We start from the raw sequence: 26,701 nt of genomic DNA, 5'->3' as shown, positions 1-26,701 counted from the left end.
TTCACCTCGACTCAGAAAGACACGCCGCCATCGCCAACCAGCTTCTCAAGCGCCCAGATCAGGGCGAAGTCGATCAGCACGATCAGCACGGCAAAGGAAAATACGGTGGGATCGAGGGACGACACGGTGCGGCTGTACATCCAGATCGGCACAGTCATCACATCGATGTTGTAGAGGAAGTAGGTAACGGTGAACTCGTTGAACGACACGATGAAGGCCAGCAGCATCCCGGCCAGGATGCCCGAGCGCATCAACGGCACCACCACATCCCGGATCGCTCGCAGCGGCGACGCGCCGAGCATCTGCGCGGCCTCCTCCACTTCGGTGCCGATGGAAACCATGGCCGCCGTGCAATTCTTCACTACGAAGGGCAGCGCGAGGATCACGTGGGCGATCACCAGCCGCGAGGTATCCATGTGGAACGGCAGGCTGTCGAACACCAGCAAAAGAGCCAGCCCCAGTACCACCATGGGGAACACCAGGGGCAGCGACATCAGCTGCAGCGCCACGGCCTTGCCACGGAACTCGCAGCGGGTCAGCGCGTAGGACGCCGGCACCGCGACCAGGGTGGCCAGCACCATGGTCAGGCAGGACACCAGCAGGCTGGTGGTCAGCGCCTGGCCCAGGCTCAGCACATCACTGGCATCAGGCGAGACGAAGGTGCGCCAGGCTGCTTCGTACCATTGCAGGCTGTAGCTCGACGGCGGGAAGTCAAGGTTCGACGCGCCGCTGAAGGACATCACGATCATGGTCAGGATCGGCAGCACCGCCAGCAGCAGGATCACGCCGGAGAGGATCATCGCGAAGCGGCCGGTTTCCCCCGGAAGCGCTGCGTGGGAACGGAACGGATTGCTCATTGCGAAGCCTCCAGCATGCGGCGGCGACGGCCAGTGACGTACTCGGAGAAGGTCATGATTGCCAAGGTGGTGACGATCAGCACCACGCCAGCGGCGGAGGCCGCGGGCCAGTTCATCAGCGGCGCGATCTGGTCATGCACCATCACCGCCAGCATCGGCACGCGCCGCCCACCGAGCAGCAGCGGCACCACGAAGCTGCTGGCGTTGTAAGCGAACACCAGCGTGGCGCCGGTGAAGATGCCCGGCAGGCTCATCGGCAATACCACCTGGCAGAACACCCGCACGCGGCTGGCGCCCAGGGTCGCGGCAGCCTCTTCGTAGGTGCGCGACACGCCGCGCATGGCGCTGGCGATCGGCAGCACCGCCAGCGGGAAAGCCGTCTGCACCAGCCCCATCAACACGCCGGTCTGGTTGTAGAGCAGCATCACCGGCCGGTCGATCAGCCCCAGCCCCATCAGGGCCTGGTTGAGCATGCCAGCCGGACCGAGGATCACCAGCCAGCCGTAGCTTTGCAGCAGCAGGTTCACCAGCAACGGCAGGAGCACCGCGGCCAGGAACACCCGGCGCAGGAAAGGCGACTGCAAACGCGACATGCAATAGCCCACCGGAATCGCCAGGGCCACCGCGATCAGCGCGCTGAACAGCGCCAGGCGCAGGGTCAGCAACAGGGACTTCAGATAGTAGGGCTCAGCCAGTTGGGCATAGCTGGCCAGGCTGAACCCGCTCCACTCGGCCCCCTTATCCCCGATGCTCATGCGCAGCACCAGCAAGCTGGCGGCCACCAGCACGGCCAGAAAGAGCATTGAAGGGGTAAGGAAGAGCCAGGCCCGAACAGTAGGGGAAACCGCCTTCGCCGGAGGCAGCGGTGCCGCGCCGACCGGTTCGGTCAGATCAATGTGTTCCATTTCGCTCATCTCGTCAGAACAGGGAAACCACGCGCCCGGGCGGGCGGCCAAAAGCCACCCGCCCGGCGCGACTCACGGCAGGCGCCGTGGCTGCATCAGGAAGAGAAGATTTCCGTGTAGCGGCGAATCCACTGGTCGTGGACTGTGGCGAGGAAGGCGTTGTCGTGCATGATCGCCTTCTCTGCGATCTGCTCCGGCGTAAGGATGAAGGGGCTCTTGCGCGCCTCGGCGGAGATGATCGCCTTGGAGTTGACCGGACCATTGAAGATGTCTTCGGCCATCTTGCCCTGCACCAGCGGGTCCAGCGAATGGTCGAGGAAAGCGTAAGCCAGGTCGGTATCACCCGGACGGTGCTTGGGCATGACCGAGAGCATCAGGTCGGTGTAGAAGCCTTCCTTCATGCCGAAGGTGGCGCCCAGGCTGTAGGCGGGATCGCGGATCTGCTTGGGGAAGAAGGCCGGGGCGTAGAGGCCGCCCATGTCAAGGGAGTTGGTGCGGAACAGCTCGGCGATCTGGTTGGGGTTCTCCCCCAGGGTCATCACGCGGTCCTTCAGCTCTTCCAGCTTCTTGAAGCCCGGTTCGATGTTATGCACATCACCACCGGCCAGCTTGGCCGCGATGATGATCAGGTCCATGGCCTCGGTCCAGTTCGGCGGCGGCAGGAACAGACGGCCTTCGTAGGTCGGGTCCCAGAGCGCGGCGTAGCTGTCCGGCACGTCCTTCACGGTGCGCGTGTTGTACACCAGGCTGTTGCACCACAGCAGGTAACCGATGCCGTGGCCGTTGGCGCCAGTCTGGTACTGGGCGGGCACATCCTTGAGGTTGGGAATGCGGTTGAGGTCAGGCTTCTCCAGCAGCCCGGCACTGGCCAGGCCTTCGGCACCTACCCCGGCGAGGGTGATGATGTCGTACTGCGGGCGATCACCACCGGCCTTCAGCTTGGCGACCATTTCCGAGGTGCTGCCGGTGCGGTCGGCGATCACCTTGGCGCCGGTCTTGGCCTCGAAGGTGGCCGCGATATTGCGCAATGCCGCAAGCCCGGTGTCGTCCGACCAGGTCAGCAGTCGCAGGGTCTTGCCCTGGAAGCGGGTATCGCTGGCGCTGGCCCGGATGAAGGGCATCGAAAGGGTGGCGGCGGCCACCGAAGCGACACCCACCGTCTTGATGAAATTTCTTCTGCTCAGATCATGCTCGCCCATTGAGGACTCCTCTTGTTCTTGTATGGAGCTGCGGCAGCGAAGTGCCCGGCGCGGTCATCCTGCGGCGCACCGCATAGCGCAACAATCGAAAATTCGTCATCGGAGCCATGTCTTCCATGCATGGCTGGAGAGCAGACATGACAAAGCCGCCCGAGGGCGGCCTTGTTGGGTTTCATGCGGGTCGTTTTGGGGGCGAATTCATTCGCGATGGGGTTCGCAGCGGCCTCTCAACCCACTGTGGGGCAGTGCCTTCGGCCTGATCGGCGATTGAAATCGCCCCTACAGGGGAAGGCACAGCGAATTCATTCGCGATCGAAATCGTTCCCGCAACGAAGGCAGGTGTCAGACCGCCCGCACCACGTGCTTGATTTCCTGGAAGGCGGAGAGCCCCCACGGGCCGAGCTCGCGGCCGATGCTGCTCTGCTTGTAACCACCCCATGCGGTCTGCGGGAAGATCACCTGCGGCGAGTTGATCCACACCATGCCGGCCTGCAGGGCATTGGCCACGCGCTCGGCGGCATCAAGGTCGCGGCTCACCACGCTGGCCACCAGGCCGAACTCGCTATCGTTGGCCAGTTCGATAGCCTCCTCCTCGGTGGCGAAGCTGCGTACGCAGAGCACCGGGCCGAAGATTTCCTCGTTCCACAGGGCGCTGTCTCGCGGTACATCGGCAAACACGGTAGGCCGCAGGAAGTAACCGCGCGCAAGCTCCGCCGGACGCTCGCCACCGCACACCAGGCGCGCACCGGACGCGATGCCGCGCTCGATATGGCCACGCACGCGCTGGTATTGCGCCTGGTTCACCAGGGCACCCATCTCCACATCCTCACTGAAGGGGTCACCCACCTTGGTGGCCTCGGCGCGAGCCTGCACCTGCGCCAGGAAATCCGCCATCAGGGGAGCGGCGACCAGCACGCGGCTGGTAGCCGAGCACATCTGGCCCGCGTTGAAGAAGGCACCGCCACACGCCAATTCCACGGCCAGCTCCAGGTCGGCGTCCTGCAACACCAGCAGCGACGACTTGCCGCCCAGTTCCAGGCTGACGCCCTTCACGGTTTCCGCCGCACGCTGCATCACTTGCACACCCACGGCATTGCTTCCGGTGAAGGACACCTTGGCCACCTTCGGATGGGACGACAGCGGCGCGCCAACCACCAGGCCAGTGCCGCACACAATGTTGAGCACGCCAGCCGGCAGGCCGGCTTCGTGGATGATGCGCGCCAGTTCCAGTTCCGGCAGCGGCGTCACTTCAGAGGGCTTGAGCACCACGGTGCAACCGGCGGCCAGGGCCGGGGCGAGTTTCCAGGCGGTGGTCACCATGGGGAAGTTCCACGGCACGATCAGGCCCACCACGCCATAGGGTTCGCGGCGCAGTCGTGCGGCGAAGTCTTCGGTGGGCAGCTCAACCGGGCGGTCCTGCTGGGCATCAAGACCCTCCGCGAGGCCGGCGTAGTACTCGAAAGTGCCGATCACGTCATCAACATCGATGGCAGCTTCGAAAAGCGGTTTGCCGTTGTTGGCGGACTGCAGCTGAATCAGGGTTTCGCGGCGTTGCCGCACGCCCTCGGCAATACGGCGCAGCACAGCACCGCGCTCGGCACCGCTGCTGCGGGCCCAGGCTGGGAAGGCTTTGCTGGCGGCCTGTACAGCCAGCTCGACACTGGTGGCATCACCGCTGCCGATAGTCGCCAGTGGAGCTTCGGTGGCCGGGTTTATCACCGCCAGTTCGGCGCCACCGGTCAGCCACTGACCATCGATGTAAACGCCTGCGAGGGTTTCGGTGTAGGTCGGGAGAGTGTTCTGCATTGCGTAATTCCGTCGATTCTGGCCGCCGAACCTGCAATCGGCGCGGGTGACAGTGAGCGCCTTGCCGCTGAATGCGCGGCAGCAAGAGCTGGGGCAGGTAGGATGCGTAATTGGACCCGTCGGGCGGCGGCCATGACAAGGCAAAATTCGTCATACTTGCCATGTCCTCACGTCATGGCTGCCCTGATGAAACGCCTCCCACCCCTGCCTGCGCTGCACACCTTCCTGGTCACTGCCCAATGCTGCAACTTCACCCGTGCAGCCGAACTGCTGCACCTCACGCAGGGCGCCGTGAGTCGGCAGATTTCCGGGCTGGAAAGCCATCTGGGTTACCCACTGTTCCAACGCCAGGCGCGCGGGCTCAGCCTCACCACCCAAGGGCGAGAGCTACTGCCGCGCATTCAGCAGGTCTTCATCCTGATCGACGAGGCCGTCGAACAAGTCGGCGCAAAGCGCGAAGCCCTGCAACTCAAGGCCCCCACCTGCGTAATGCGCTGGCTCCTGCCGCGCCTTATGCGCTGGCAGGCAGAGCGCCCGGACGTGCCGGTGGAGCTGACCACCACCGTGCAATATGGCGTGGATTTTCGCCGGGAAGAATTCGACGCCGCGGTGATCTACGGCACCCAGCCCGGCAGCGCCCAGGTCGCCCACCACCTGTTCGATGAACAGCTCACGCCCGTGTGCTCCCAGCAGTTGATGGATGGCCCCATACCACTGGCCAGCACCGCCGACCTGGCGCTGCACACCCTGCTTCACCCCACCCGTGATGACCAGGACTGGAAAACCTGGCTTCTGGCCGCCGGAGCCACCCTCGACAAACTTGGGAGCGGGCACCACTTCGACACCCTCGACCTGGCCCTGTCCGTCGCCACCCAAGGCAATGGCGTAGCCCTGGGCGACTGGGCGCTGATCGGCGAAGACCTCGCTACCGGCCGTCTGGTGGCGCCCTTCGACCTCAAGGTCCCCACCGGCGGCGCCTACTTCATGGTCTACCCCGAGCGCCCGGCGCCCAGCCCGCAGCTGCTCGAACTGGTGGACTGGCTGGTCGCCGAGGCTCAAGCCGGGCAAACATAACAAGGCATGCCAAAGCCGCCGCACCGTAAAAGAGCACATGCCGAGCACCAACGCCCGAACCCATTGGGCGCGTTGACATGAAGCGCCATATCGCTTGCCCGCCCGGCGCAGCACCGGGTGTCCGCCCACTCCAGCCACCCACCAGCCTTACAGGTTTGCTCTTTCCACTAACAATGGGAGGGTTGACCCATAGCTACATTCCCCGGCACCCCGGGAGACGACTTCGCCTTCGCCTGACCGGGGTCCGGCCAACTCCCCCCGGCCCCTCTCCCTCCGTGAGAGGGGCCGGGGGTGGGGGAAGCAACCTGTGGGGGCGAATTCATTCGCCAATCGATCCGCAGGATCGACCTATCCACTCCCCACCCCCGACCAAGCACCTTGAATCAGCCGCCAATTCCGCTAGGCTCTGCCCCCTCAATGTTATGAGGAGTACCCACCATGGCACGCGCCACCGCCCGCCACATCCTGGTTTCCACCGAAGCCAAGTGCAATGAACTCAAAGCTGCTATCGAAGGCGGCGCCGATTTCGCTGAAATCGCCAAACAACACTCCACCTGCCCCTCCAGCCGCGATGGCGGCAACCTCGGCTCCTTCGGCCGTGGCCAGATGGTCAAGGAATTCGACACCGTCGTATTCAGCGCCCCGCTGAACGTCGTGCAAGGCCCGGTGAAAACCCAGTTCGGATATCACCTGCTGGAAGTCACCAGCCGCCAGGACTGATGGTTCCAAGGCGCCGCCATTCGGTGGCGCCCACTCTCTCTCCGCTCTCCCCCGCCCCCCGCATCGTTCTCCTCCTGCCTCGATCAGCAAGTGGCCCGGTCATGTTTCCAGCGGCACGTTCAGTCCTGAACTAACGTAGTTACGCCCGAAAACATTCAAAGGAGTTTCACCATGTCGGAAGACACCAAGGTAAAAGGACCGGCCTCGTACTTCCCCTCCATCGAAAAGAAATACGGACAGCCGATTGCCCACTGGCTGAATCTGCTGGAAACGGTGAACGGAAAGAAGCACATGGAGATGGTGGCCTGGCTCAAGGCTGAACATGGCATGGGCCACGGGCATGCCAATGCGCTGGTTGCGCATTACCTGGCTGCCGCGAAGTAACTTCAGCGAACGAAATTTCCGCGCTTTACGACTTGCTGGCCAGCGGGTGCCGACCAGCAGTTCAGGTATGAGCTCAATACCCCCCGATGTCCGACCCGATGAATATCCCCAGCCTCGGGTCGTAATACTGAATCACGATCCGTGGGCTGCCGTAGTGTTGGTAGTAATAGGGCCGTTCGCCCAGGTAGTAGCCACCGTAGTAGCGGGGGGCGTAGATAACGCGCGGGCCGTGGTTGTGGTAGGCGCGGTGACGGTAGAAGTGTTTGTGGCCATAGCCGTGGCGGTTGCCCTTGAAGTGCTTGCCACCGCCGTGGCCGCCACCATTCCAGGCAAGCAGGGTTTCGCCAGAACTGCTGGGGGTTGGCCAGGGTTGCTGAGCGAGGGCCAGCCCGCTGGCAGCGCAAGCCAAGAAGAAGATGAACGGTTTGAGGATACGCATGGCGAGCCCTCCTGCATGGTCCCCCCACGTTTCACCCCCGCACTCCCAGTATAGTTTTTGACCAGTTTCAATCCGGGCCGGACACTACCTTGCGTCGGCGGACCTGACCCCGGCGACGTACGGTGAAGGCCATTTCCTACAGCCTTTCCTGTGCGCCTAGCCCGCCGTCCTACAGAGAAATTTCCCACAGACATTTAGCCTTGAGCGCCTACAAACGCGCCGCTTAGAGTCCCGCCTCGTCACGGTCAATCCCGTGACCTGGGCGTAGGAACCCGGAACTCAATCAAGACACGGTCGCGACATGGCTGCTGGAACAGGCGTTGAAGCTGTCCAGTACACCTATGGCGGGCCGTGCGAGGAGGCCTCCTGGCCTATCCGGTTCTTGGTTGCCGGTATTCCTACCCTTGCACGGCCCTGCCACCCAACCCGTAGGAAGGTTGCAGGCAGGTAACGACGGCCCAACCAAGGTGCTTGCCATGGATAGCAGATACCCACCTTTTACCCACGCGCACCTCCGCGCCACCTCCCGAATTACCACCTCCGCCCTGGAGGTGCGCCATGCCTGACTTCAAGACCTTTGCTCCTCCCTCCCAGCCCTATTCCGACGTGATGTTCTTCAACGCCGGCGTCAGTCATGCCCACCTGTTCGAAACCGCCCACCAGCGCATGTCCGCAGCGCTGGATCTGTTGCAACTGGTGGAGCAAGCGGAGAACGGCGATTTCGTGCAGCGTGAGGCCGCGCGGTTGTCCTTTGCGGTGGGTTTGTTGCTGGGAGATGCGCGGTCGCTCTACGAGGCTGCGCATGAGCGGGTAATCAAACCGGGCCAGGGAGGCGGCGACGTGAGCCGTACCGCCTACTTTCCGCTGCTTTCCGACTTCAGCGAGCAGGTGCAGGAGGTGAACGCATGTTCGCCTCCGGGGGACTTTCGAGAGTTGGGCTGCTATCGATTGGTGCAAGCCAGCGCAGCCGTCGACAGCCTGCTCGCGGCGCTCACGCCCGAGAGCCGGGCCGATGGAGAGCCCTACCTGCGGTACCTGCAACACCTGCTGCTGGATGCCTACCAGATGATCGAGCTGTCGGCGCAGGTTGCCGAGGAGGACCAGGCATTGCTGGAGGCCCTGCAACGGCCCATCAGTCGTCGTATTCCAGCGACTGAGCATTACCGGGAACTGCCTCTGGCTGGCTGGCGCTGGGAGCATCGGCAGACAGTGTTGGCCGGGATGGCAACAGCCGAAGCCTGTCTTGCGCAGGGCGCGAACGCGACGCCTTGGGCGGCATTGGCGGAGGGACGCAGCCAGTGGCGCGGCGAGCGGGCCAGGGCGGCATTCGAGTTGGGTTTCATGATGCGGATGTATCAGCGGGTCATGGCGTCGAACGCCAACCATCGTGAATGAAACGCAGCACTTGGACGCCACCAGTTGTGAGGCGGGCGGAAAAGTGAGGGGTTTACCGGATTCGGCTTGCACCTACAGCCGAGGCCAGGCCTGAAGGGTCCCGGTCAGGTACAGCCCGCCGAGCATCAGGCAAGTCGCCGAACTGACGATCCAGAAGCGGGCACCGTTGTAGCCGGGTCTGAACCGGGCAATGGCCAGGCCTGCCACCCCGCGCAACAGCAGGACGACAGTGATCGCGAACAATACGAAGCGGGCAGCCGGCAGGGCGGGGAGCATGCCTGCACCGGCCAGTGCGTACAGCGCCCAGATCACGAGCACGAGGGTGATCGCGCCGGTGATCAGGGTCGGCTGCCACCGGCCCTCGCGCGACAGGCGGACCATCCTTTCACCGGCCCCCATGGCGTCGTACCAGGCTGAACCGAAAACGATGCAGCCGAAATGCAGGGCGGCGGCGAGCAAGGTGCCCGCAGCAGCCAACAGCAACCATCCGTTGTCTTCCATATTGAGCCTCCGGAATCGAAGCCTGATGTTGGCGGTGCACCAAGATGGGCGCAATGCGGCGGGAGACCGCAGAAATGCAAGACTAGCTGCTTGGGCGTTTTGGCCATGCAGCCTATGGGAGGCTGCCAACAGGTCGAACGCTCCTCCTACCCACCATTTGGTGTCGACACGAAGCTCAATTTTCCGGGCTGCGAATTGATGGATATCGCGTCGCGCCGCCACATCCTGCCGGCGAACGCAAGTGACAAATAAGCCACCTTGTGACCAATTTGACATCCATCCACATTGGAAATTTCGCCGGTGTCCAGAGGGGTTTCGGGTGCATCGGAAAACACCGGTTTAGAGGCGATCCCTCACTTTTCGTAGGGCTGTTATAACCGTCGCCCGCGCTGCCGCCGGTCGGGGTTTTGATCGTTTTTTGAACAAAAACCGGATGTTGCGATTATTATGCCCCGGCGATCAGGACACGACTTGCCATCAACACCACTGATGGCGCGCCTGACTTCTACATAAATTCGGAACGACTCCACAGTGCATGAGAGTTCATGTACGGGGGATTTTTCGTCCCTGAAAAAGGCCAATGGTAGGCCCTCGTTCGCGGTTAACGGCGAACACTCGAATCCATAATTCCAATGCCGCTGTTGCATCAGTACAGCCGCTCAAATCGTTAGAAAGAGGTAAACCATGGAGCTTTTTCATCTTGTTGCTTCCCTGTTCCAACAGCCGGCAACCATGGAGCTGACTCGCATGGGCGTGGTCTACGCCCACCTCATCGCTTGCTGCGTGGCCATCGGCATGGTGCTGACCAGCGATATCGCCATGATCAAGCAACTGTTCCAGGGCCGTGACTCAACTGCTGCCGACAAAGAACATTTGCATGCGCTGAAGAAGACCGTGCTGCTCGCACTGGCGGCGCTCTGGGTCACCGGTATCGGCATCCTGGCGCTGGATTACTCGCAGAAGGGCGCGATGTACTTCCTCAACCCGAAACTGCAGGCCAAGATCCTGGTCGTCGCGCTGCTGACCCTCAACGGCTGGGTACTGCACAGCGTGGTGATGCCTGCGATGGACAAGGCCGGCAGCCTGCTCAAGCTCGACATCAATGCCCGTAGCCTCGCGCTGTTCTCGGGTGTCGTTTCCGGGGTGTCCTGGTTCTATGGCGCGATGCTGGGTATCGCCCGTCCGCTGAGCTGGAAATACTCCCTGACCGAAATCATGGTCGCCTACCCGGTACTCATCTGCCTCGGCTTCGTCGCGATGAGCCTGCTGGTGAAGTGGGCCGCCAACCGGACCGCCACTCGCGCTCCGGCTGGAATGACCCCCGCGCTCGCTACCTGCTGAGCGTGGGCGGGCAAGGACGCCCGACCTTATTGAAAAAGCCGCAGGGGCCAATCAGGCCCCTGCGGCTTTTTTCTTTTCTTGCCTGAATCCTGGCGACTGAAAATGGCCTCACTTCCAAGCCGATTCGGCCGATGTCTTCAAGGCGTATCGTCGGTCTTGACTTCATCCCAGCTGCTGTCCGGGTCGAAGGTCTTCATGGCTTTGGCAAGTTTTTCGCTCTCGGGGCCCAGGTCCTTCTGAAACACCTGGCCTTCGTGACTGATCATGAAGCTCATCACGCCGCTGTCGCCGTACTGGGCCGGCCAGGCGACCAGGGCGAAGCCGCGGCTCATGGCTTTGCCGAGCATGTAGCCGTAGGCGCCGCCAGGTGCCGAGGGCCCTTGCGCAGTGAGGATGCGGAAGTGATAACCGTGCCAGTCATCTCCTTTGGTCTGGCCGCCGAACAGTGGTCCAAGTGGGCTCTCATCGGTGCCGTCTTCGTCGGCCCAGTAAAGGCCGTCGTGCTTGCCGTCGCTGCTGATGAACCGCTGCGCGTACTCGAGCACACCGTCGCCATTGCGATCGACTTCGGCATAGTCCATCTGCGCGTCGTGATAAGCCTCCGCAGCCTCTATGGCCGACAGCTCGTTGCGACCGATGCGGCGCAGGCGGATTTCCTCACCGCCAGCCTTGGCGTCGAACCTCCAGCCTTCCTTGCCCTGGACAATGGGAATGGGCAGGGTCCAGGGATCGTTGCCGACCACCAGATGCGCGCGCCCCTTGGTGGCGGTGTCGATACTGTGCTTTTCGCGGTAGTGGCGGAGGAAAGCATCAACATCCTTGCGTTCGATGCCTTTGGTGGGGATGTATTCCTGCCAGTTGGCGCCCAGCAACGCGGCCAGGCGGTTTGCGTCGGCCTTCTCGGTGCCAAGGGCAGCGACGAAGGATTCGGCCGCTGCGTCCGGGGTCTTGAAGTACTCGTTGGCGCTGACGCCGAAGGTGCAGGCGACCAGCGACAGCATTGCAAAGATGCGGATTGCACGAATCATGTGCTGTCTCCTTTCAGCGCCGACGGCCACCACCGCCACGGGACGGTGCGTGGGCTGGACGTTGTACCTGGCGGCCTGCGGCCGACTGGTGCGGACGCGAAGCGGAAGCCCGGCTGACCTGCCCCCGGTTTGCCGCTGCGCGCGTCTGCGACGGCTGTCGCGCTCCTGCAAAAGCGTTATTGCGCGGTCCTTGCCGGGCAGAGGCATGTTGCTGCCGTGCCTGCTGCCGCACTTGCTGGTTGTTCTGCGCACGCGGGCGCTGCTGCTGCCGATTTGCATCGGCGCGCTGACGCTGCTGCACGGCACCTTCTGCGCGCTGGCGAGCCTGCGGATCGTTGCGTATGTCACGGGTAGCAGCCTGGGCGCGTTCGCGAGCCTGCTGGTTGGTACGGGCCGGAGCCTCGATGCCACGTTGCTGAAGGCTCTGGCGGGCTTTCTGGCGTTCGGCGGTGCGGTTGGCGTCATAACCACGCAAGGCCTCGCGCTGCTGACTGCCATTCAGGCGCAGGCCGTTCTGTTGTCGATTGATGTTGTCGCGATAAGGCACGCCCTGACGGTTGATGGGGTTGTGGACGAACTTGTTCTGGTTACGGTTGATCTGCCGATTGGAGTTGATGTTGTTGTAGCGGTTGACGTCGATGTCGACATCGCCGCCCCCCCAGTCACAGTCGCCCCAGAGTGAGTTGACAATGCCGACGCCGACGCCGAAGGCCAGGCCAGTCGCCAGGCCGGTGGCGATTGGATAGCCGTAACTGGGCGGCGGCGGATAGTAGGGAGGTGGATAGGACGGATAGGACCAGGTGCCATAGACCACAGTGGGGTTGTAGCTGGGAACGTAGACCACCTGCGGATTGCTGGGCTCGATGACGATTGTCTGGTTGCTCGAGGCAGGCTGCACCACGGTGGTGGTGGAGGTGCTCGGCGCTGGCGCCTCCTGGACGGTGACCTTCTGCTGCTCGTTGGACTCCAGGTTGCCGGCAGCCTGGGCCTGGCGACGCAGGCGCTGGACGGAATCCATCACGTCGTTGGGTTGGGCGAGGAAGGCATCCCCCACCCGTTGCACCCAGGCAGGGTCCTGGCCGAGGGTGGCAAGCACCTGAGGAAAGGCCACGAGCGACTGGACGCTAGGGTCCCATGGCTGGTTGGCCACCTGTTTCACGGCGTCATCACCCTTCGCGTCCGGGTGCGCCTTGGACCAGGCGACCGCATCGGCCACATTGCCCGGATAGGTGGCAGCCATCAGCACCTGAGCCAGCAACGAATCCGGGTAGAGGGCGATCGGCGCCATCATCTGGTCAAGCTCTTCGGTCTTGAACACCGCCTGGGGCGCGGCTGGTTGGGCGGCCGGTGCGGCAGCTTGGGCAGGTGCGGCTTCGGGCGTGGATTCGGGCGCGGCGGAAACACCCGCGCTTGGGCCATCGCCATCTTCAGCGGCGGAGATGCCGGCGTCCGTGGCGGCGAAGGCTGGGGGGAAAGCCAGCAGGGCCAGCAGAACGGCACTGAAACGGGTGCGGTTGGGCATGTTGCGTCTCCCGCAAACGGAGTGGTTGTCCTTGAACCCGGCAAAGGCATGCGCCCTACCGCTGCCGTTTGGAAACGATAGACCAGCCACGGTCGGCAGGCCGGAGAAGCTGACAGAAATGTAATCACCCGCCGTTTTCCGATGTGGCAATACGGCGTGCCGGGTTTCAGTTTCGCCGGCATCGCGCCGGACGGCATGCCCCGTGGGGCAAGAGCATGGGCGACGAGCACATCTGGGGGATGGTGGCCTTCCTCCAGCCATTGCCGCAGCTCGATGCCGACAGCTATCGCCAATTGGTAGCCAGCAGCGACGGGCGGTGGAAGTGGCTAAAGACGAAGGGCATGGGCATGCAGAGGGACATACCCATTAGTGGTAGCGGCACCCCGGGTTCGCAAACAAGTTCGCTCCTACGGGGCAGGACTGCGCCTGCGGTGAGCCCAGAGTCATCCCTCTCCAATTCAGGGGTGAAGAGGCATGCTTGCTTAAGCACCGCGTCCGTTGCCGATGAACGCCTGAACGCGACGCGACGCGACGCGACGCGACGCGAACAGGCTGGGGCGCAGGGCGGGGCCGGGGGTGAGGGAAGTTACCGGCCTGCTTGGTGCCGACGCTTTTCGCGAATGAACTCGCGCCCACCCTCTTACTTCACGCCGATATTCCCGCTCTCCCATCGCGATTCGCCGGTCTCCAGCGCGTTGGCGATGGTGGCGAGCTTGTCGTCCGGCAGGGATTCGGGCAGCGGGTCGACGCCTGCGCTGACGAACAGCTGCGCATAGGCGTTGCGCAGTTCGGCATAGGACAGGTCGCGATTGAGCTGAGCCTGAAGGGTGTTCAGTTCTCCCTGAATCAGGTCCAGCTCGCCGATGCTCTGGGTCTTGTAGCGATTGCGCAGCTGTTCGGCGATCTGCCCGTCCAGCCTGGCCAATTCTTCGCTGGTCTGGAACTGTCGCTGGGCCTCGTGGAAGTTGGCGTTGGCCACATAAAGCTGCGCCAGCACCGCCATGGACATCGCCTGGCGTCGGGCGGCTGCGACGGACTCGCCTGCCTTGGCAACGTCGATAGCGGCCGGGCCGGAGAGGACGTTGAACAGGTTCCAGGTGACCTTCACGCCGTAGTCGGCCCAGCTCTGGTTCACCAGGAAGGAGTTGCTGTCGTAATGGCCGCCAGCGGAGAACTCCAGGCCCGGCAGCAGACGCAACATGGCCTTGCGGGTTTCGGCAGCGCTGATGCGCGCCTGGTAGTCCTGCTCGCGCAGTTCCGGGCGGCTGGCCAGGGCTTCTTCTTCCAGGCGGTTCATATCCACCTTGAGCTCCGGCACCTGATAGTCGTCAGTGGCGGCCAGAGTGAAGTCGGTGTTCAGCGGCAGGTTGATCAGCGCGGCCAGCTCGGTCTTGGCCAGAGACAGCGCGCGGCGCTGCTCTTCCAGCTGTCGGGTGGCTTCGATCAGTGCCCGCTGGTAGCTCATGGCCTGCACCGGGTCGCCGATGCGCTCCGAGCTCATGCGTTGGCTGCTGGCGCGAGCCTCATCGACGCGTGCCATCAGGCTGTCGATCTGTTTCAGCAGGCGGTCGGCCGCCACGGCGCGCCAATAGGCCGAACGCACGTCCTGGATGATGGTGTGGACCACCTTGCGGCGGCGCTCCTGGACGATCAGGCGCTGGTCGGCCTGCTGCTTGGCGCTGACGTAGCTGACGCCGAAGTCGAGCACGTTCCACACCATGGTCAGGTCGGCCACGCCACGGTCGCGGTCCTGGGAGGTGGACGGTTCCAATGACTGGGTGTTGGTCAGCACACTCTGGCTGCTGGAGGCGCTGACGTTGCTGCGCCCAGCGTAGCCGGCTTCCATGGCCATGCGCGGCAGCATGTCGAAGCTGGCCAGATCCACCTGGCGCTTGGCCAGGGCTTCTTCCATCACCTTGAGGCGTGCCTCCAGGTTGTACTTCACCGCGCGGGCCATGGCCTCGTGCAGGGTCAGGGGTCCGCTGAGGGGTTCCTGGTCCTTGAACATGGTGGCCAGGTCCGCGCGAGCGCGCTGTTCGCTGACGCTACGGTCGATGGGCTGGCTGGTCACCGCACAACCGGTGACCGCCAGCGCCAGTACGCTTACGGTGAAAAGCTTCGCTGCTTTGCTCATCCTTGGGCCGCCCCCTAGACACGGCACTTACAGATTTCTAATTCGTTGTTCTTAAGCCTGCGGGCGATCCACCTGGATCTGTCCCAGTGCCATGGCCAGTTCCCTGACCTGACGCTGCTCGTTGTCCTTGATGTCCTGCAACTGCTGGCCGAGCGTGGGCGCCCCGAAGATGCCCTGGCCGCTCCCCCCGGAGCCGCCCTTCCATTGCTTGCCATCAAACAGCTTCATTTCTTCGGAATCCTGCGGCACGTCCTTGTCGAAGAAACTCGACAGGCTGCTGGTGCCGAACACACCGCCATCGCCCCCGCCGAAGCCGAGGAAGCCCGAGCCGGAGCCATCGCCAAAACCGTCGCTGCTGCCGAAGACCTGGGCGATGAAGCTGGGCGCCAGGGCTCCCTGGTTGATGAAGATATTGCCCAGGGTCGGAATGCCACTGCCCAGCGTCGGCTGATCGAACAGCGGCGGCGGAATGAGCGGCGACGTGAACGGCGGCGGTGGCACGTTGGGCTGCACCGGGTCGAACGGTACCGTCGGTTCCGGCGGCACGATGACCGGCGGGTTGTGACGGAACTCCGGATCGCCATCGCTCTGCGGAACGCTGTAGGTCTGCGCCGTCAGCCCGCTGAGCATGGCGTTGCCTGCGGTATCGGTGATCAGCGTGCCGGTGGTGTTCAGGCCGAGGCTGAGAGTGCCAGCACCTGCGACGTTGCTGACCGTGACCAGGAAAGTACGGCTATCCACCTGCACCAGCGATTGCAGGGTGCCGGTGACATTGCCGGTGGTCACCAGGTTGAAGTCGCCGATGTCGATGCCGCTAACGTTCTCGTCGAAGGTCACGGTGTACTGCACGCTGCCGGGTGTGGGCAGCGGCGTGACTGTCGCGCTGGCATTCGGCGCCGTGGTATCGACGATCACACCGCTGGTGTTGCCGACGCCGTTCAGCGTCAGGTTCATCGAGTTGCCGATGGCATCGCGCAGGGTCGCACCGTTGGCCACCAGGCCAGTGACGGCAATGCCGTTGGCATCGTTGTCGCCGGCGCGAACCGTGTACTGGAACACCAGCGTGTTGCTACCCGAGCCCGCCACGTAATCGGCGAAGACCGTAGTGCCGCCCATGTCGATGGCCAGGCGCGGAACGCCGTTGACGATCACCGCTTCGCTGGCGTTGACCACGAAAGTCAGGGTGTCACCGGCGTTGTAGGACACGCCGACCGGCACGCTGACACCGGTGACGGTGGGCACATCGCGGTCGACGCTGTACACAGCGCCGACCAGGCCGCCGCCGACGGCGTTGCCGGCAACGTCGACGATGCCGGTACCGAAACCGTTGAGGTTGAGCCCCAGGGTACCGGTGCCACTCACGCCGCTGACAGTGAGCTGATAGGTGCGGGCGTCGATCTGCACCAGGCCGGTCAGGCTGCCGCCTGCGCTGCCGGTGGTCACCAGGGTGAAGTCGCCGAGGTCCACACCGCTGACGTCTTCGCTGAAGGTCACGGTGTAGCGCACGCTGCCGGCATTGGTCGGCGACGGATCGACGCTGACGATGCCGCTCGGGTTGGGTGCAACGGTGTCGACGATCACGCCACTGGTGTCGCCAACGCTGTTCAGCGTCAGCGTCATGGCGTTGCCAGCGGCGTCCAGCAGGCTGCCGCCATTGCTGGCCAGACCGGTCACGGCGATGCCGTTGGCGTCGTTGTCGCCCGCCTGGATGGTGTACTGGAACACCAGGGTGCTGGTACCGGAACCGGCCACGTAGTTGGCGAAGACCGTGGTACCGCCCATGTCGATGGCCAGGCGCGGAACGCCATTGACGATCACCGCTTCGCTGGCGTTGACCACGAAGGTCAGGGTATCGCCAGCGTTGTAGGGAATGCCCACCGGCACGCTGACGCTGCCCACCACCGGCACTACGGCATCCACCCGCACACCCGTGGTGCTGGCGACATTGTTGAGGGTGGTGTTGGCGTCATTGCCCACGCCATCGCGCAGGGTGCCGCCGTTGGCCTGGATGGCGCCGCCGACGCTGATGCCATTGGTATCCAGCTGGCCGCTGCTGACGGTCAGGCGGAACACCAGGGCGGAGGTGCCGGAACCGCTGAGGTAGTTGGCGAAGACCGTACCCCCGCCGTCCAGGGTGATGGCGATGCGCGGCGTGCCGCCAATGGTGTCAACGATCACCGCTTCGCTGAGGTTGACGGTGAAGTCGAGGTTCTGCCCCGCCACATAGGTGCCGTTGGCCGGCACGCTGACGCTGGTGACTTGCGGCGCCACACCGTCGATGACGATGCCGTGCTGCCCGGCGATGGAATCGGCGCCGCCAGTGGTCGGCAGCGTCAGGATGGCGGTGGCGTTACCGGCATTGCGGATGCTGCCACCGTTCAGCGCCAGGGCGCCGGTGGACTGGTAGTCCAGGTCAGCGCTGAGGTCACCCGCCTGCACGGTGTAGCTGAAGGTCAGGGTGTTGCTGCCCGAGCCGGAAACGTAAGTGGCGGCGCGGTCCAGCAGGCCGGTTTCCAACAGCAGCGAGGGCACGCCGCCGGACGTATCGACGATCACCGTCTGGTCGAAGCTGATGGTGACGGTAATGACGTCGCCTACCTTGTAGCCGCCATCCGGGTTGCTGACGCCGATGTCGGTGATCACCGGGTTGATCGGGTTGACGGTGATGGCGAGGGTGTCGGTGTCGGCCTGGGCCCCGCCGCTGCCTATGCCCCCCAGGTCGCTGGTGCTGATCTGGATACTGGCCGGCCCGTTGTAGCCGGTGGTTGGGCTGAAGGTCAGGCCGTTCAGGGCGTTGTTGATATCCGCCAATGTGCCGGTGAAGGTCATGCTGCCGTCGGCGGTACCGTCGCCGTTGCTGAAGCTGAGACCACTGATACCGCTCAAGGAAATCAGGCCGTTGGTCGCAGTCAGGGTGACCTGCAGGGTGCTACCTCCGACGTCCACATCGCTGATGCTGATCAGGTTGCCATTACCCGCGCTGAACACCAGGTTCGCATCCTGGTTGACGCCCTGCCCCACCGGCAGGCTGTTGACCGGTGCATCGTTAACCGCACTTACCGCCAGGGTGACGGTGGTGCTGCTGGCTTCCGAGGTGCCGGTGCCGGAGTTGCCTGGATCGGTACCCGTATTGCCGCCATCGTCGATGCCAATGGTCAGGGTCACGTTGGCCGTGGCATTGGCTGCGGCGGTGAAGCTCACGCCATTGGCTGCGATGAAGGCATTGATATCGCTGATGCTGCCCACGAGGGTCAGGGTACCGGTGCCGGAACCGGCCACGGTCACACCGCTGCCGCTGATGGCGCCCAGGCTGCCGCTGGCCACGCTGAAGGTCACGGTGAGGCTGCCAGTGCTGGCATCCACGTCGCTGAAGGAGATGCCGGTCAGGGCCTGGGCAACATCTTCGGTGACGCCGATGGAGCCCGGTGCAGTGATGACCGGCGCATCGTTGACCGCCACCACGTTCACGGTGGCCGCAATCGCGAGGCTGCTGGTATCCACCCCGCCATTGCTGGTGCCGCCGTCGTCGCGAATGCTGGTCAGGGTGACCACGCGGCTGCCGGCAGCAGGCGCTTCGCTGCTATTGCGATAGGTCATGCCATCGATCACGCCTTGGGCACTTGCAGTGCTCAGACCGGCATGGGTCAGGGTGATGGTAGCGGTGCCGCCCACCAGACTGACGCTGTAGCCGATGCCATTACTGGCGGTCGTGCCACTGGCGCCGTTGACCAGTAGGACGTCGGTACCGTCGATGCTCAGGATCTCGCTGGCGCCATTGGCGAGGTTGCTGACGGTCAGGGTAAGGCCGGTGATGCTCTGGCCCGCTTCGACCGTGCCGATGCTGATGCCGCTGAACAGATCGACGGCGGCGCCATTCTCGGTATAGGTGGGGTTGCCACCGGTGGCGGTGGCGGTTGGTGCGTTGTTGACCGCCACCAGGTTGACCAGCGTACTGCCGACAGCAGTGGCGCCCAGTTCATCGGCGAAGGTCCAGCTCAGGGCGACGCTGGCGACCGGGTCGTTGGAGCTGTTGGCATAGGTCAGTTGCTGGAGGATGTGGTTCACGTCCGCCGTGGTCGGAATCTGGCCGCTCGCGTCGGTGAAGGTCAGGGTCAGTTGGCCGCTCGTGCTGGTGTCGAAGCTGCCGATCACCTGGCCGTTCTTGACCAGGTTGCTGCCCACCAGGGTGATGCCGTTGCCATCGAGGAAGCCGAACAGGTCGCTGGCATTGGCGCCGCCATTGCGCACCACGACCAGGGAGGCACCGTCGTAGTTGCCGCTGCCACCGTTGAGCAGGTCCAGGTCCGCATCGGACAGGCTGGCATCGGCATCGATCACGATGGCCGCACCACCCTCGGTGTAGCTGCCGCCACCATTGACGTTGCCCAGCACCGGCGGTGCATTGGCTTCCACTGCACCGATATCGACTGCGCTGCCAGTGGCCCGCACGTTGCCTATGGCGTCGATCGGCAGCACCTCGGTGGTATTGCCATCGTCATCCAGGTCGTAGGTGTCGAGCGGCAGGCCGGCATTGCTGCCAGCGTCGAGCAATGCACTGCCCGCCTGGGGCTTGTGGGTCTGCACCGATCCGCCGTTATTGGCCAGGTTACCCAGCAGCAGGTTGGCGGCGCCCTGGTTGTTCAGTACACCGCTGGCAGTGGTGATGCTGACGTTGCTGCCGAAGTAGCTGTTGGTGGCGGTCTCGACTGTCGAGGCCACGTCGTCTGCGATACCGCCCGTAGCCAGCGGCGAACCGCCAATTGCCGCGGCGGCACCGGCACCGGAGGTGTTGCCGGCGACCACGGTGTTGACCAGCGTGTCGGTGCCATTGGCATGAATACCGCCACCGCTGCCGGACGCGGCGTTGCCGACCACTGTGGTGTTGTAAATGAAGGACGTACCGCTGGTGACACGGATACCTCCCCCCAGCGAGCCGGCGCCAAGGGCGGCGTTGCCGCTGAAGGTGCTGTTGATGATCGTCAAACCGCCAGTACCCCCGAACTGGAGGCCGCCGCCGTGGGCGCCAGCGCCGGTGGTGGTGTTGCCGGTGACGGTGCTGTTGAGCATCGTCAGCGTGCCGCCAGCCCCCACCACACGAATACCGCCGCCGAACGTATTGCTGGTATTGCCACTGACGGTGCTGTTGACCATCGTCAGGTTCGCGCTACTCCCAAAGATGCCGCCACCGCCGAGGCCACTATCCGAGCTGTTGCTGACTACCGAATCACGAAGGGTCACGCTGGAGCCGAAGCCGATATTGAGACCAGCGCCGCCCCCGCCCGTATTGCCCTGTGTCAGCACCAGGCCGGAAATCTCGACGCCGGCGAGGCTGTTACCGACTTGCATCACCCGACTGGCGCCGTTGGCGGAGAGGGTCACGTCGGCGACGCCGTCATCGTTCAGGTCACCGTCCAGGCGCAGGTTGCTGTAGTTGATGTCGAGCTGGCTGCCGCCAAGGACGATAGTGCCGCCTTGGTTGCCGGCCAGCGCGCCATTCAGGTCGAAGGTAATGGTGTCGCCCGCGCGCGCCCAGAACAGCGCTTCGCGAATGCTCAGGCCACCGCCGTCAGCCTGATCGGCCGCCATGTTGCTGGACGCGGTCTGGTCGTCACCGGAATCCAGGTTGGACGTCACCAGCAGGGTGCTGTTGTTCACGGTCACGGCGACGCTGTCGCTGTCGATGTTGCCGGCGGCATCGGTGGACTGGATGCTGATGCTGGTAGCACCGGCCGCTGCCGGGGTGTAGACCAGTCCCTCCAGCGCTGTGTTGATATCTGCTGCCGTGCCGCTGATGGTCACGGCGCCGGTGCCATTGTTGCTGATGATCGCGCCGCCACCGGTGGTGGCACTGAGGGTGCCGCTGGCCACCGAAACGACGGTGGTCAGGTTGCCACCCTCGGTCACGGTCAGGGCATTGCCGTTACCGCTGCTGAACACGATCGGAGTCACGGTGTTGGTGACCTGCGCGCCCGGCACTGCGTTCAACGGAGCCTGGGTATCGACGGCATAGTTGTTGGAGTCGGTGCTGCCGGTGCCGATATTGCCAGCGACGTCGATCACACCGGTGTTGTCCAGGCTGATGAGATTGCCGCTGTCTTCGACGTTGGCGCTCGGGGTCAGGGTGGCAGTCCAGGTGGTGCCGCCATCCGCCGAACTCAGGTTGCTCAGGCTGCCATTGGCGACGGTGAAATCGGCCAGATCCAGCCCCGTCACCGCTTCGTTGAAGGTGATGGTGACGGTGGTGGTTTCTCCAACGATCAGCGAGGTGTCGGCCACCACGATGGTCGCGGTAGGACGCAGGGTATCAATGGCGTAGTTGTTGGAATCGGTGGTGCCGGAACCCGTGTTGCCGGCCTGATCGGTGTAGCCGGTGTTGTCCAAGTTGACCAGGTTGCCAGCGTCTTCGACATCGGCCGTCGGCGTCAGGGTGGCGGTCCAGGTGACGCCGCCATTGGACGAACTCAGGCTGCTGAGCGTGCCATTGGCGACAGTGAAGTCGGCGGTGGTGAGGCCCGTCACCGCCTCGCTGAAGGTAATGGTGACGGTGCTGGTTTCGCCTGCGTTCAGTGCGGTGTCGGCCACCACGATGGTGGCTGTTGGGCGCTGAGTGTCGATGGCGTAGTTGTTGGAATCTGTGGTGCCGGCACCGGCGTTGCCAGCCTGATCGGTGTAGCCGGTGTTGTTCAGGGTGATCACGTTGCCGGCGTCCTGGACATTGCTATCCGGCGTCAGGGTGGCGGTCCAGGTGATGCCGCCGTCCGAGGTGCTGAGGTTGCTGAGTGCGCCGTTGGCCACGGTGAAGTCGGCGGTGGTGAGGCCCGTCACCGCCTCACTGAAGATGATGGTGACGGTGCTGGTTTCGCCAGCCCTCAGTGCTGTGTCGGCAACCACGATGCTGACGGTAGCCGGCGCGACGGTCTCGACCACCGCGACCGTTACATCGGCATTGCTGGACGTGGCGCCATCGCCGTCATTGACGGTGATGCGGACCGTACGGTCGGCCTGGCCGATGCCGTTGGTGGCGTTGGTGTTGTTGTAGTTGAGGTTGCGAATCAACGCCTGGACGGCCACTGCATCGGCCGAGCTGTTCAGGCTGATGACCAGATCTGCCCCGGCGCTGCCGCCGGTGAAGCTGCCGATGATGGTCCCCTGGTACGTCACGTTGCTGCCGGAGACGCCGATCTGCCCCGCGCCGGTGCCCTGGTTGCGAATGCCGAGCACATCCTCGCCGGCTACGCCGTTGGTGACGATGGACACGGTGACGTTGCCGCCATCGAAATCGGGTGAATCGGAGTCAGTGACGGTGGCGTTGCTGCCGCCGTCGAGCACGACAGTGCCACTGCCCTGGGTGAAGGTGACGCTGTCGCCGTTGAGGCTGCCGACAACAGGCGCTGCGTTGATCGGCGCCGTCAAGGTGAAGTCGTTCCCGGTGCCGCCGATGTAGCTGGCGGTCAGTACCGTGCTATTGCCACCCGCGGTGGTGGTAGCGCCCTCGGCCAAGCCGCTGAAGGTACCGGTGACGGCATCGGCGGCATCGTTGGCGATGATGGTGTAGGTGTCGCCGTTGCCAGGTGCATAGCCGTGATTGACAGCCAAGGTCGCGCCGGAAACGTCCACTGCGCCAGTGACCACCAGTTGATCGAAGCCGGTACCGGCAGTGGTGCCGTTGATATCCACTGCCAGGGTGCTGCCGGTGGCCATGCCCAGGTTGCCGTTGATGGTCAGCGCGCCTGTGCCGGAATTGCCGGGAGACAGAATGCCGCCGCTCTGGATGGTCACGGCGCCGCCCAGGGTGCCGCTGCCGGCCAGGGTTCCACCGCTGGCTACGGTGGTGGCGCTGGTGGTGCTGCCATTCACGGCAAGCGTGCCCGCCGACACCGTCGTGGCACCGGTGTAGTTATTGGTTCCCGACAGGGTCAGTGTGCCGGTGCCCGTTTTGGTCAGGCCGCCCGAGCCGCTGATGGCGCCGGAGAGGGTGGCCGCCGCGCTGGACGCCAGGCTGGCCGTACCGGCCAGGCCGATGGCGTTGTCGATCGTGGTGTTGCCCGTGATGCTCAGCGTGGTCCCGCCGAGCAGGCTCACGGCGCCGCTGCCCAGGTTCTGGTCACCGGTAATGCTCAGGGTGCCGGCTCTCACTTCGGTAGTGCCGGTGTAAGTGTTTGTGCCACTGAGCGTCAGGGTGCCCGCCCCGAACTTGCTGAAATTGTCACCGCCGCTGATCACACCCGACAGGGTGACCGCGCTGGTGTTGGTGAACGAGATATTGTCCCCCAGGACAATGTTGTTATCGATGGTGGTCGCACCGGTCACCGTCAGCGCCCCGCCGCTGTTCAGGTTCACCACACCACTGCCCAGGTTGGCATCACCGGCAACACTCAGGGTGCCCAAACTCACCGTTGTGGAGCCCAGGTAGCTGTTGGTTCCCGACAGAGTCAGCGTACCGGCGCCTGATTTGTTCAAGTCGCCGCCACCACTGATGGCGCCAGACAGCGTTGCCGCTCCGCTGTTGTTGATGGTGGCGAAGCCATTGAGCGTGATGGCGTTGTCGATGGTAGTGGGGGCCGTGACCGCTAGCGTGGCGATGTTGTTCAGGACGACGCCGCCGCTTCCCAGATTGCCATCGCCACTGATAGACAGAGTGCCCCCATTGACCGTGGTCGTCCCGGCGTAGTTGTTGCTACCGCTGAGCCGCAGGATGGCCGCCGCGGTTTTGGTCAAGCTGCCGGAACCGGAAATCACGCCGCTGAAGTCGGCAATATTGGCGCCGCCGCCACCGCCGACGCTGATCGTGCCGCCGCCCGCCCCCAAGGTGACCGCGTTGGCGACCGTGGTGGTCGTCCCTGCCGCGCCCGTCACAGTCATGGCCAGGGTGCCGCCGTCCAGGGTCAGGCTCCCACTCGACAAGCGCGAGCCGGTATCGGCATTGAGGGTACCGCCGGTTACCGACATGGCACCGGACCAACCACCGTTATTGCTGGTGGAGCCAAGCACCAGCGTGCCCGCGCCGGCCTTGGCCAACGCGCCAGTGCCTGCCAGGGTGCTGTTGAGAGTGACGCTGCCACTGGCGTTGGTGAAACCTGTGGTGGTGCCGCCGCCCAGGGTGATGGTGCTGCCAGTGATGATCAGGCCGGTGGCCGAATCGCCATTGAAGCTCAGGCTCTCGCCCAGGCTCAGGCCACTGCCAAGCGTGATGGTCTGGCCCGCCACGCCGCTACCGAGAATGATGGTCTGCGTACCCGTTGCATCAGCTGCCGCAATGGCTACCGCCTCACGCAGGCCCACGCCATCGCTGGCGCCGATGGTGGCGGTATCACTGGTGTTGGTGACGTAGATAGTGTCGCTGGTGACCGTGACGTTCGCCGTGGCGGTGGAGGCGCCATCGCTCAGGGCGAACTGGACGGTCGCGTCGCCGGCCGGCGTATCGCTTCGGTAGGTGACGCGCTGGGCCACATTATTGATCAGGGCGGTCGTGGCAGTGGTGCCGCTGCTGGTGAAGGTGATCGTCAGCACGCCGCCAGCGGAGGTGAAGGTGGCGAAGGTCTGGCCACCCGACTGCAAGTTGCTGCCGCTGACCGTGAACAACGCACCCGCAGTGTTGAAGTCGAAGGTATCCGTAGTAACGGCTGTACCCGAGCGCTGCACAGTCAGGCTCCCGCCCGCCCAGTTGCCGTTGCCGCTATTGAGCGCGCCCTTCTCGATATCGCTGAATGCAGCGTCGCTGCCCGAATCCAGCGTGACCGTGCTGCCGACTCCTGCCCAGGCGACACTGTCACCGTTGACGTTGCTGATGCCAGGAGCCGAGTCGATCACGATGTTCTTGTTGGCGCCCAGCGAGCCGGCAGCGCCCGGTGACGCCAGGGTCAGGGTGGCATTGTTGGCGGCGGCATCACGAATGGTGCCGCCATTGAGGGCCAGGGCGCCGGTGCTGAGATAGTCCAGGTCGGTGTTGGTATCGCCCGCCTGTACCGTGTAGTTGAAGGTCAGGGTGTTGGACCCGGAGCCGCTGCTGTAGTTGATGACCCGATCGATGGCGCCAGTTTCCAGGGTGAGCCGGGGCGTACCGGAGACCGTGACCACCTCGCTGAAGGTCACGGTGATAGAGATCACGTCTCCCGCTTTGTAAGTACCATTGGCCGTACTGGAACTGACGGACGTCACCGTTGGCGGCGTGGTATCGGGGATAACAGCGTCGCTGAAATCGATGTCGTCGATGTCGACGTCGAGGTCAGCTCCGGTGATCCTGACTTCGTCGATGTACTCCCAATTGCTGTCGCCGCTGACATTGAAGGTCGCGGTGCCCGACGATACATCGACGACTTTGGTATCGATCAGCAGACCATTGCGATAGGCGCTGATGGTGAACGAGTTGTCCGTGCCAAAACCTCGGTCCACGACAAAACCGTTCAGTTTGAATTCCGACCCATCCTGGGTCTTGAATCCGACTTCCGTAGAGGTGTTGGGGCCCGTGCTCCTGTATGCGAGGACATGGTCTGCGCCGCCCGCGATGAAACCGTTATTGACGATCGAAATGTGAATGCTGTCGTTATTGAAGTAGGTGACCCCGCCGATCGTGACGCTGTTGCTCCCCTGGCCCGCGAGAGGAAGCGCGTCGAAATTCTGGTCCGCGGGCGTCGCCAGCAACCCGTTGTAGGTCTCCAGACCAAGCAGCGCGCTGGCTTCGACAGTGCCCTGGCTTCGCTCCAGGGTCCAATCACCGCCCAATCCGGCCGCGCCCGTCATATTGTCCGAGGCGGCGACATCCGCGCCAGTTGAGCTGGCCAGGGTCTGGACAAAATCGATGCCCGCGCCGCCATCTCCCACTCGGCAGCCATAGACCAGGATGTCGCCATCCTGGTCGAGGGATTGGCCAATGGCATCGAGCAACTCGCTACGAGCGGCCAAATCGCCACTGTCCAGCCAGTCGTTACCCAGCTGGATCTTGCCCACATCACCGTGACTTAGGATGTGAATGGCATCGATGCCGCTGCGACCGTCGAGGTAGTCAGCAATCTGCTGCAGCCCGTCCTTGTTCGCATCCAGCACCACGACTTCGGTGCCCGGTTTCAGGCCGCTGACGAGCTGCTGGTAATTCCTGACATTGCTGTCGACGAAGACCACTTCCTGGCGATTGTCGGAGGTGCCCGACGGCGTCGCGGCCAGGTTCTCGCCAGCGCTGTCGTGCTGGGTGGCATCCGCCTGGGAACCCTGGTCACTGGAGGCATCGGCAGCAGGTGCAGCATCCGCCGCTTCCACCGCTTCCACCGCGGTAGCAGCGACTGCGCCGTCGAACATCATTCGGGCTTCGAGCGCCAAGGCAAGCGCCGAGCGAGCCGGCTGAGCGGCCACTTGCTCGCGAGCAGTCTTCTTCCGCCACATGGAACACCTCCTACTGCCAT

15 protein-coding genes and 1 pseudogene are annotated in these 26,701 nt (G+C 63.9%); 6 read left to right on the top strand and 10 right to left on the bottom strand.

Going from position 1 to position 26,701, the window contains the following annotated elements; translation table 11 throughout:
* Positions 1-11: 11 nt before the first annotated feature.
* The 4 genes from SA496_RS05670 to SA496_RS05655 form a co-directional block, all read right to left on the bottom strand.
* A complete protein-coding gene (locus tag SA496_RS05670; RefSeq protein WP_120652227.1) occupies positions 12-857 on the bottom strand; it encodes an ABC transporter permease in 846 nt (281 codons plus the stop codon).
* Positions 854-1,762 carry an ABC transporter permease gene (locus SA496_RS05665; RefSeq protein WP_330115147.1) on the bottom strand — a complete coding sequence of 303 codons (909 nt, stop codon included), beginning with the start codon at positions 1,760-1,762 and terminating at the stop codon, positions 854-856. The genes SA496_RS05670 and SA496_RS05665 overlap by 4 nt, the downstream gene beginning before the upstream one ends.
* A 95-nt stretch (positions 1,763-1,857) precedes the next feature.
* Complete coding sequence (locus SA496_RS05660) at positions 1,858-2,961, bottom strand: ABC transporter substrate-binding protein (protein ID WP_120652230.1); 1,104 nt, start codon at positions 2,959-2,961, stop codon at positions 1,858-1,860.
* 342 nt (positions 2,962-3,303) lie between these two features.
* Positions 3,304-4,767, bottom strand: a complete 1,464-nt coding sequence (locus tag SA496_RS05655; protein ID WP_330115146.1) for an aldehyde dehydrogenase family protein — start codon at positions 4,765-4,767, stop codon at positions 3,304-3,306.
* A gap of 186 nt (positions 4,768-4,953) precedes the next feature.
* Here SA496_RS05655 and SA496_RS05650 point away from each other — a divergent pair, with 186 nt between their 5' ends.
* The 3 genes from SA496_RS05650 to SA496_RS05640 all read left to right on the top strand — a co-directional run bounded on the left by SA496_RS05650 (position 4,954) and on the right by SA496_RS05640 (position 6,945).
* Complete coding sequence (locus tag SA496_RS05650) at positions 4,954-5,841, top strand: LysR substrate-binding domain-containing protein (protein WP_153917780.1); 888 nt, start codon at positions 4,954-4,956, stop codon at positions 5,839-5,841.
* Positions 5,842-6,279: 438 nt separating this feature from the next.
* Entirely contained in the window at positions 6,280-6,561 is a 282-nt protein-coding gene (locus SA496_RS05645; protein WP_120652233.1) for a peptidylprolyl isomerase, read from the top strand.
* A gap of 171 nt (positions 6,562-6,732) precedes the next feature.
* Positions 6,733-6,945, top strand: a complete 213-nt coding sequence (locus tag SA496_RS05640) for a DUF4287 domain-containing protein (protein WP_120652235.1) — start codon at positions 6,733-6,735, stop codon at positions 6,943-6,945.
* A 73-nt stretch (positions 6,946-7,018) separates the two neighbouring features.
* Here the strand turns inward: SA496_RS05640 and SA496_RS05635 are convergent, their stop codons facing one another.
* Positions 7,019-7,384 (bottom strand): hypothetical protein, encoded by a 366-nt coding sequence (locus SA496_RS05635; RefSeq protein ID WP_153917778.1) that lies wholly within the window; start codon positions 7,382-7,384, stop codon positions 7,019-7,021.
* Between the two features lie 558 nt (positions 7,385-7,942).
* Between SA496_RS05635 and SA496_RS05630 the strand changes: the two genes are divergently transcribed.
* Positions 7,943-8,779 (top strand): hypothetical protein, encoded by an 837-nt coding sequence (locus SA496_RS05630; protein ID WP_330115145.1) that lies wholly within the window; start codon positions 7,943-7,945, stop codon positions 8,777-8,779.
* A gap of 72 nt (positions 8,780-8,851) precedes the next feature.
* Here SA496_RS05630 and SA496_RS05625 read toward each other — a convergent pair whose 3' ends face one another.
* Positions 8,852-9,280, bottom strand: coding sequence for a hypothetical protein (locus SA496_RS05625; RefSeq protein WP_153917774.1), 429 nt, complete (start codon positions 9,278-9,280; stop codon positions 8,852-8,854).
* A 684-nt stretch (positions 9,281-9,964) separates the two neighbouring features.
* Here SA496_RS05625 and SA496_RS05620 point away from each other — a divergent pair.
* Positions 9,965-10,621 carry a hypothetical protein gene (locus SA496_RS05620; protein WP_120652245.1) on the top strand — a complete coding sequence of 219 codons (657 nt, stop codon included), beginning with the start codon at positions 9,965-9,967 and terminating at the stop codon, positions 10,619-10,621.
* A 137-nt stretch (positions 10,622-10,758) separates the two neighbouring features.
* Here the strand turns inward: SA496_RS05620 and SA496_RS05615 are convergent, their stop codons facing one another.
* Together SA496_RS05615 and SA496_RS05610 are read right to left on the bottom strand one after the other, a co-directional pair.
* The gene (locus SA496_RS05615) at positions 10,759-11,649 is read right to left on the bottom strand and encodes a DUF2950 domain-containing protein (protein WP_120652247.1); all 891 of its coding nucleotides are present in this window, start codon (positions 11,647-11,649) and stop codon (positions 10,759-10,761) included.
* A 13-nt stretch (positions 11,650-11,662) separates the two neighbouring features.
* A complete protein-coding gene (locus SA496_RS05610; protein ID WP_120652249.1) occupies positions 11,663-13,171 on the bottom strand; it encodes a DUF3300 domain-containing protein in 1,509 nt (502 codons plus the stop codon).
* A 177-nt stretch (positions 13,172-13,348) separates the two neighbouring features.
* On the opposite strand from SA496_RS05610, the pseudogene SA496_RS05605 reads away from it, so the two are divergent.
* Positions 13,349-13,485 (top strand): annotated as a pseudogene (locus tag SA496_RS05605) (c-type cytochrome); the annotation flags it as partial.
* 326 nt (positions 13,486-13,811) lie between these two features.
* Here the strand turns inward: SA496_RS05605 and SA496_RS05600 are convergent.
* Together SA496_RS05600 and SA496_RS05595 are read right to left on the bottom strand one after the other, a co-directional pair.
* Positions 13,812-15,305: a TolC family protein gene (locus SA496_RS05600; protein ID WP_330115144.1), complete on the bottom strand. Its 1,494-nt coding sequence runs from the start codon at positions 15,303-15,305 to the stop codon at positions 13,812-13,814.
* Between the two features lie 51 nt (positions 15,306-15,356).
* On the bottom strand, positions 15,357-26,681 hold the full coding sequence (locus tag SA496_RS05595; RefSeq protein WP_330115143.1) for an Ig-like domain-containing protein: 11,325 nt from the start codon (positions 26,679-26,681) through the stop codon (positions 15,357-15,359).
* Positions 26,682-26,701: the final 20 nt, after the last annotated feature.

Source organism: Pseudomonas sp. JS3066, assembly GCF_036328175.1.
Lineage (GTDB): Bacteria > Pseudomonadota > Gammaproteobacteria > Pseudomonadales > Pseudomonadaceae > Metapseudomonas.
The sequence above is the reverse complement of the archived record's forward strand: the minus strand, read 5'-3'. Positions and strand labels throughout refer to the sequence as shown.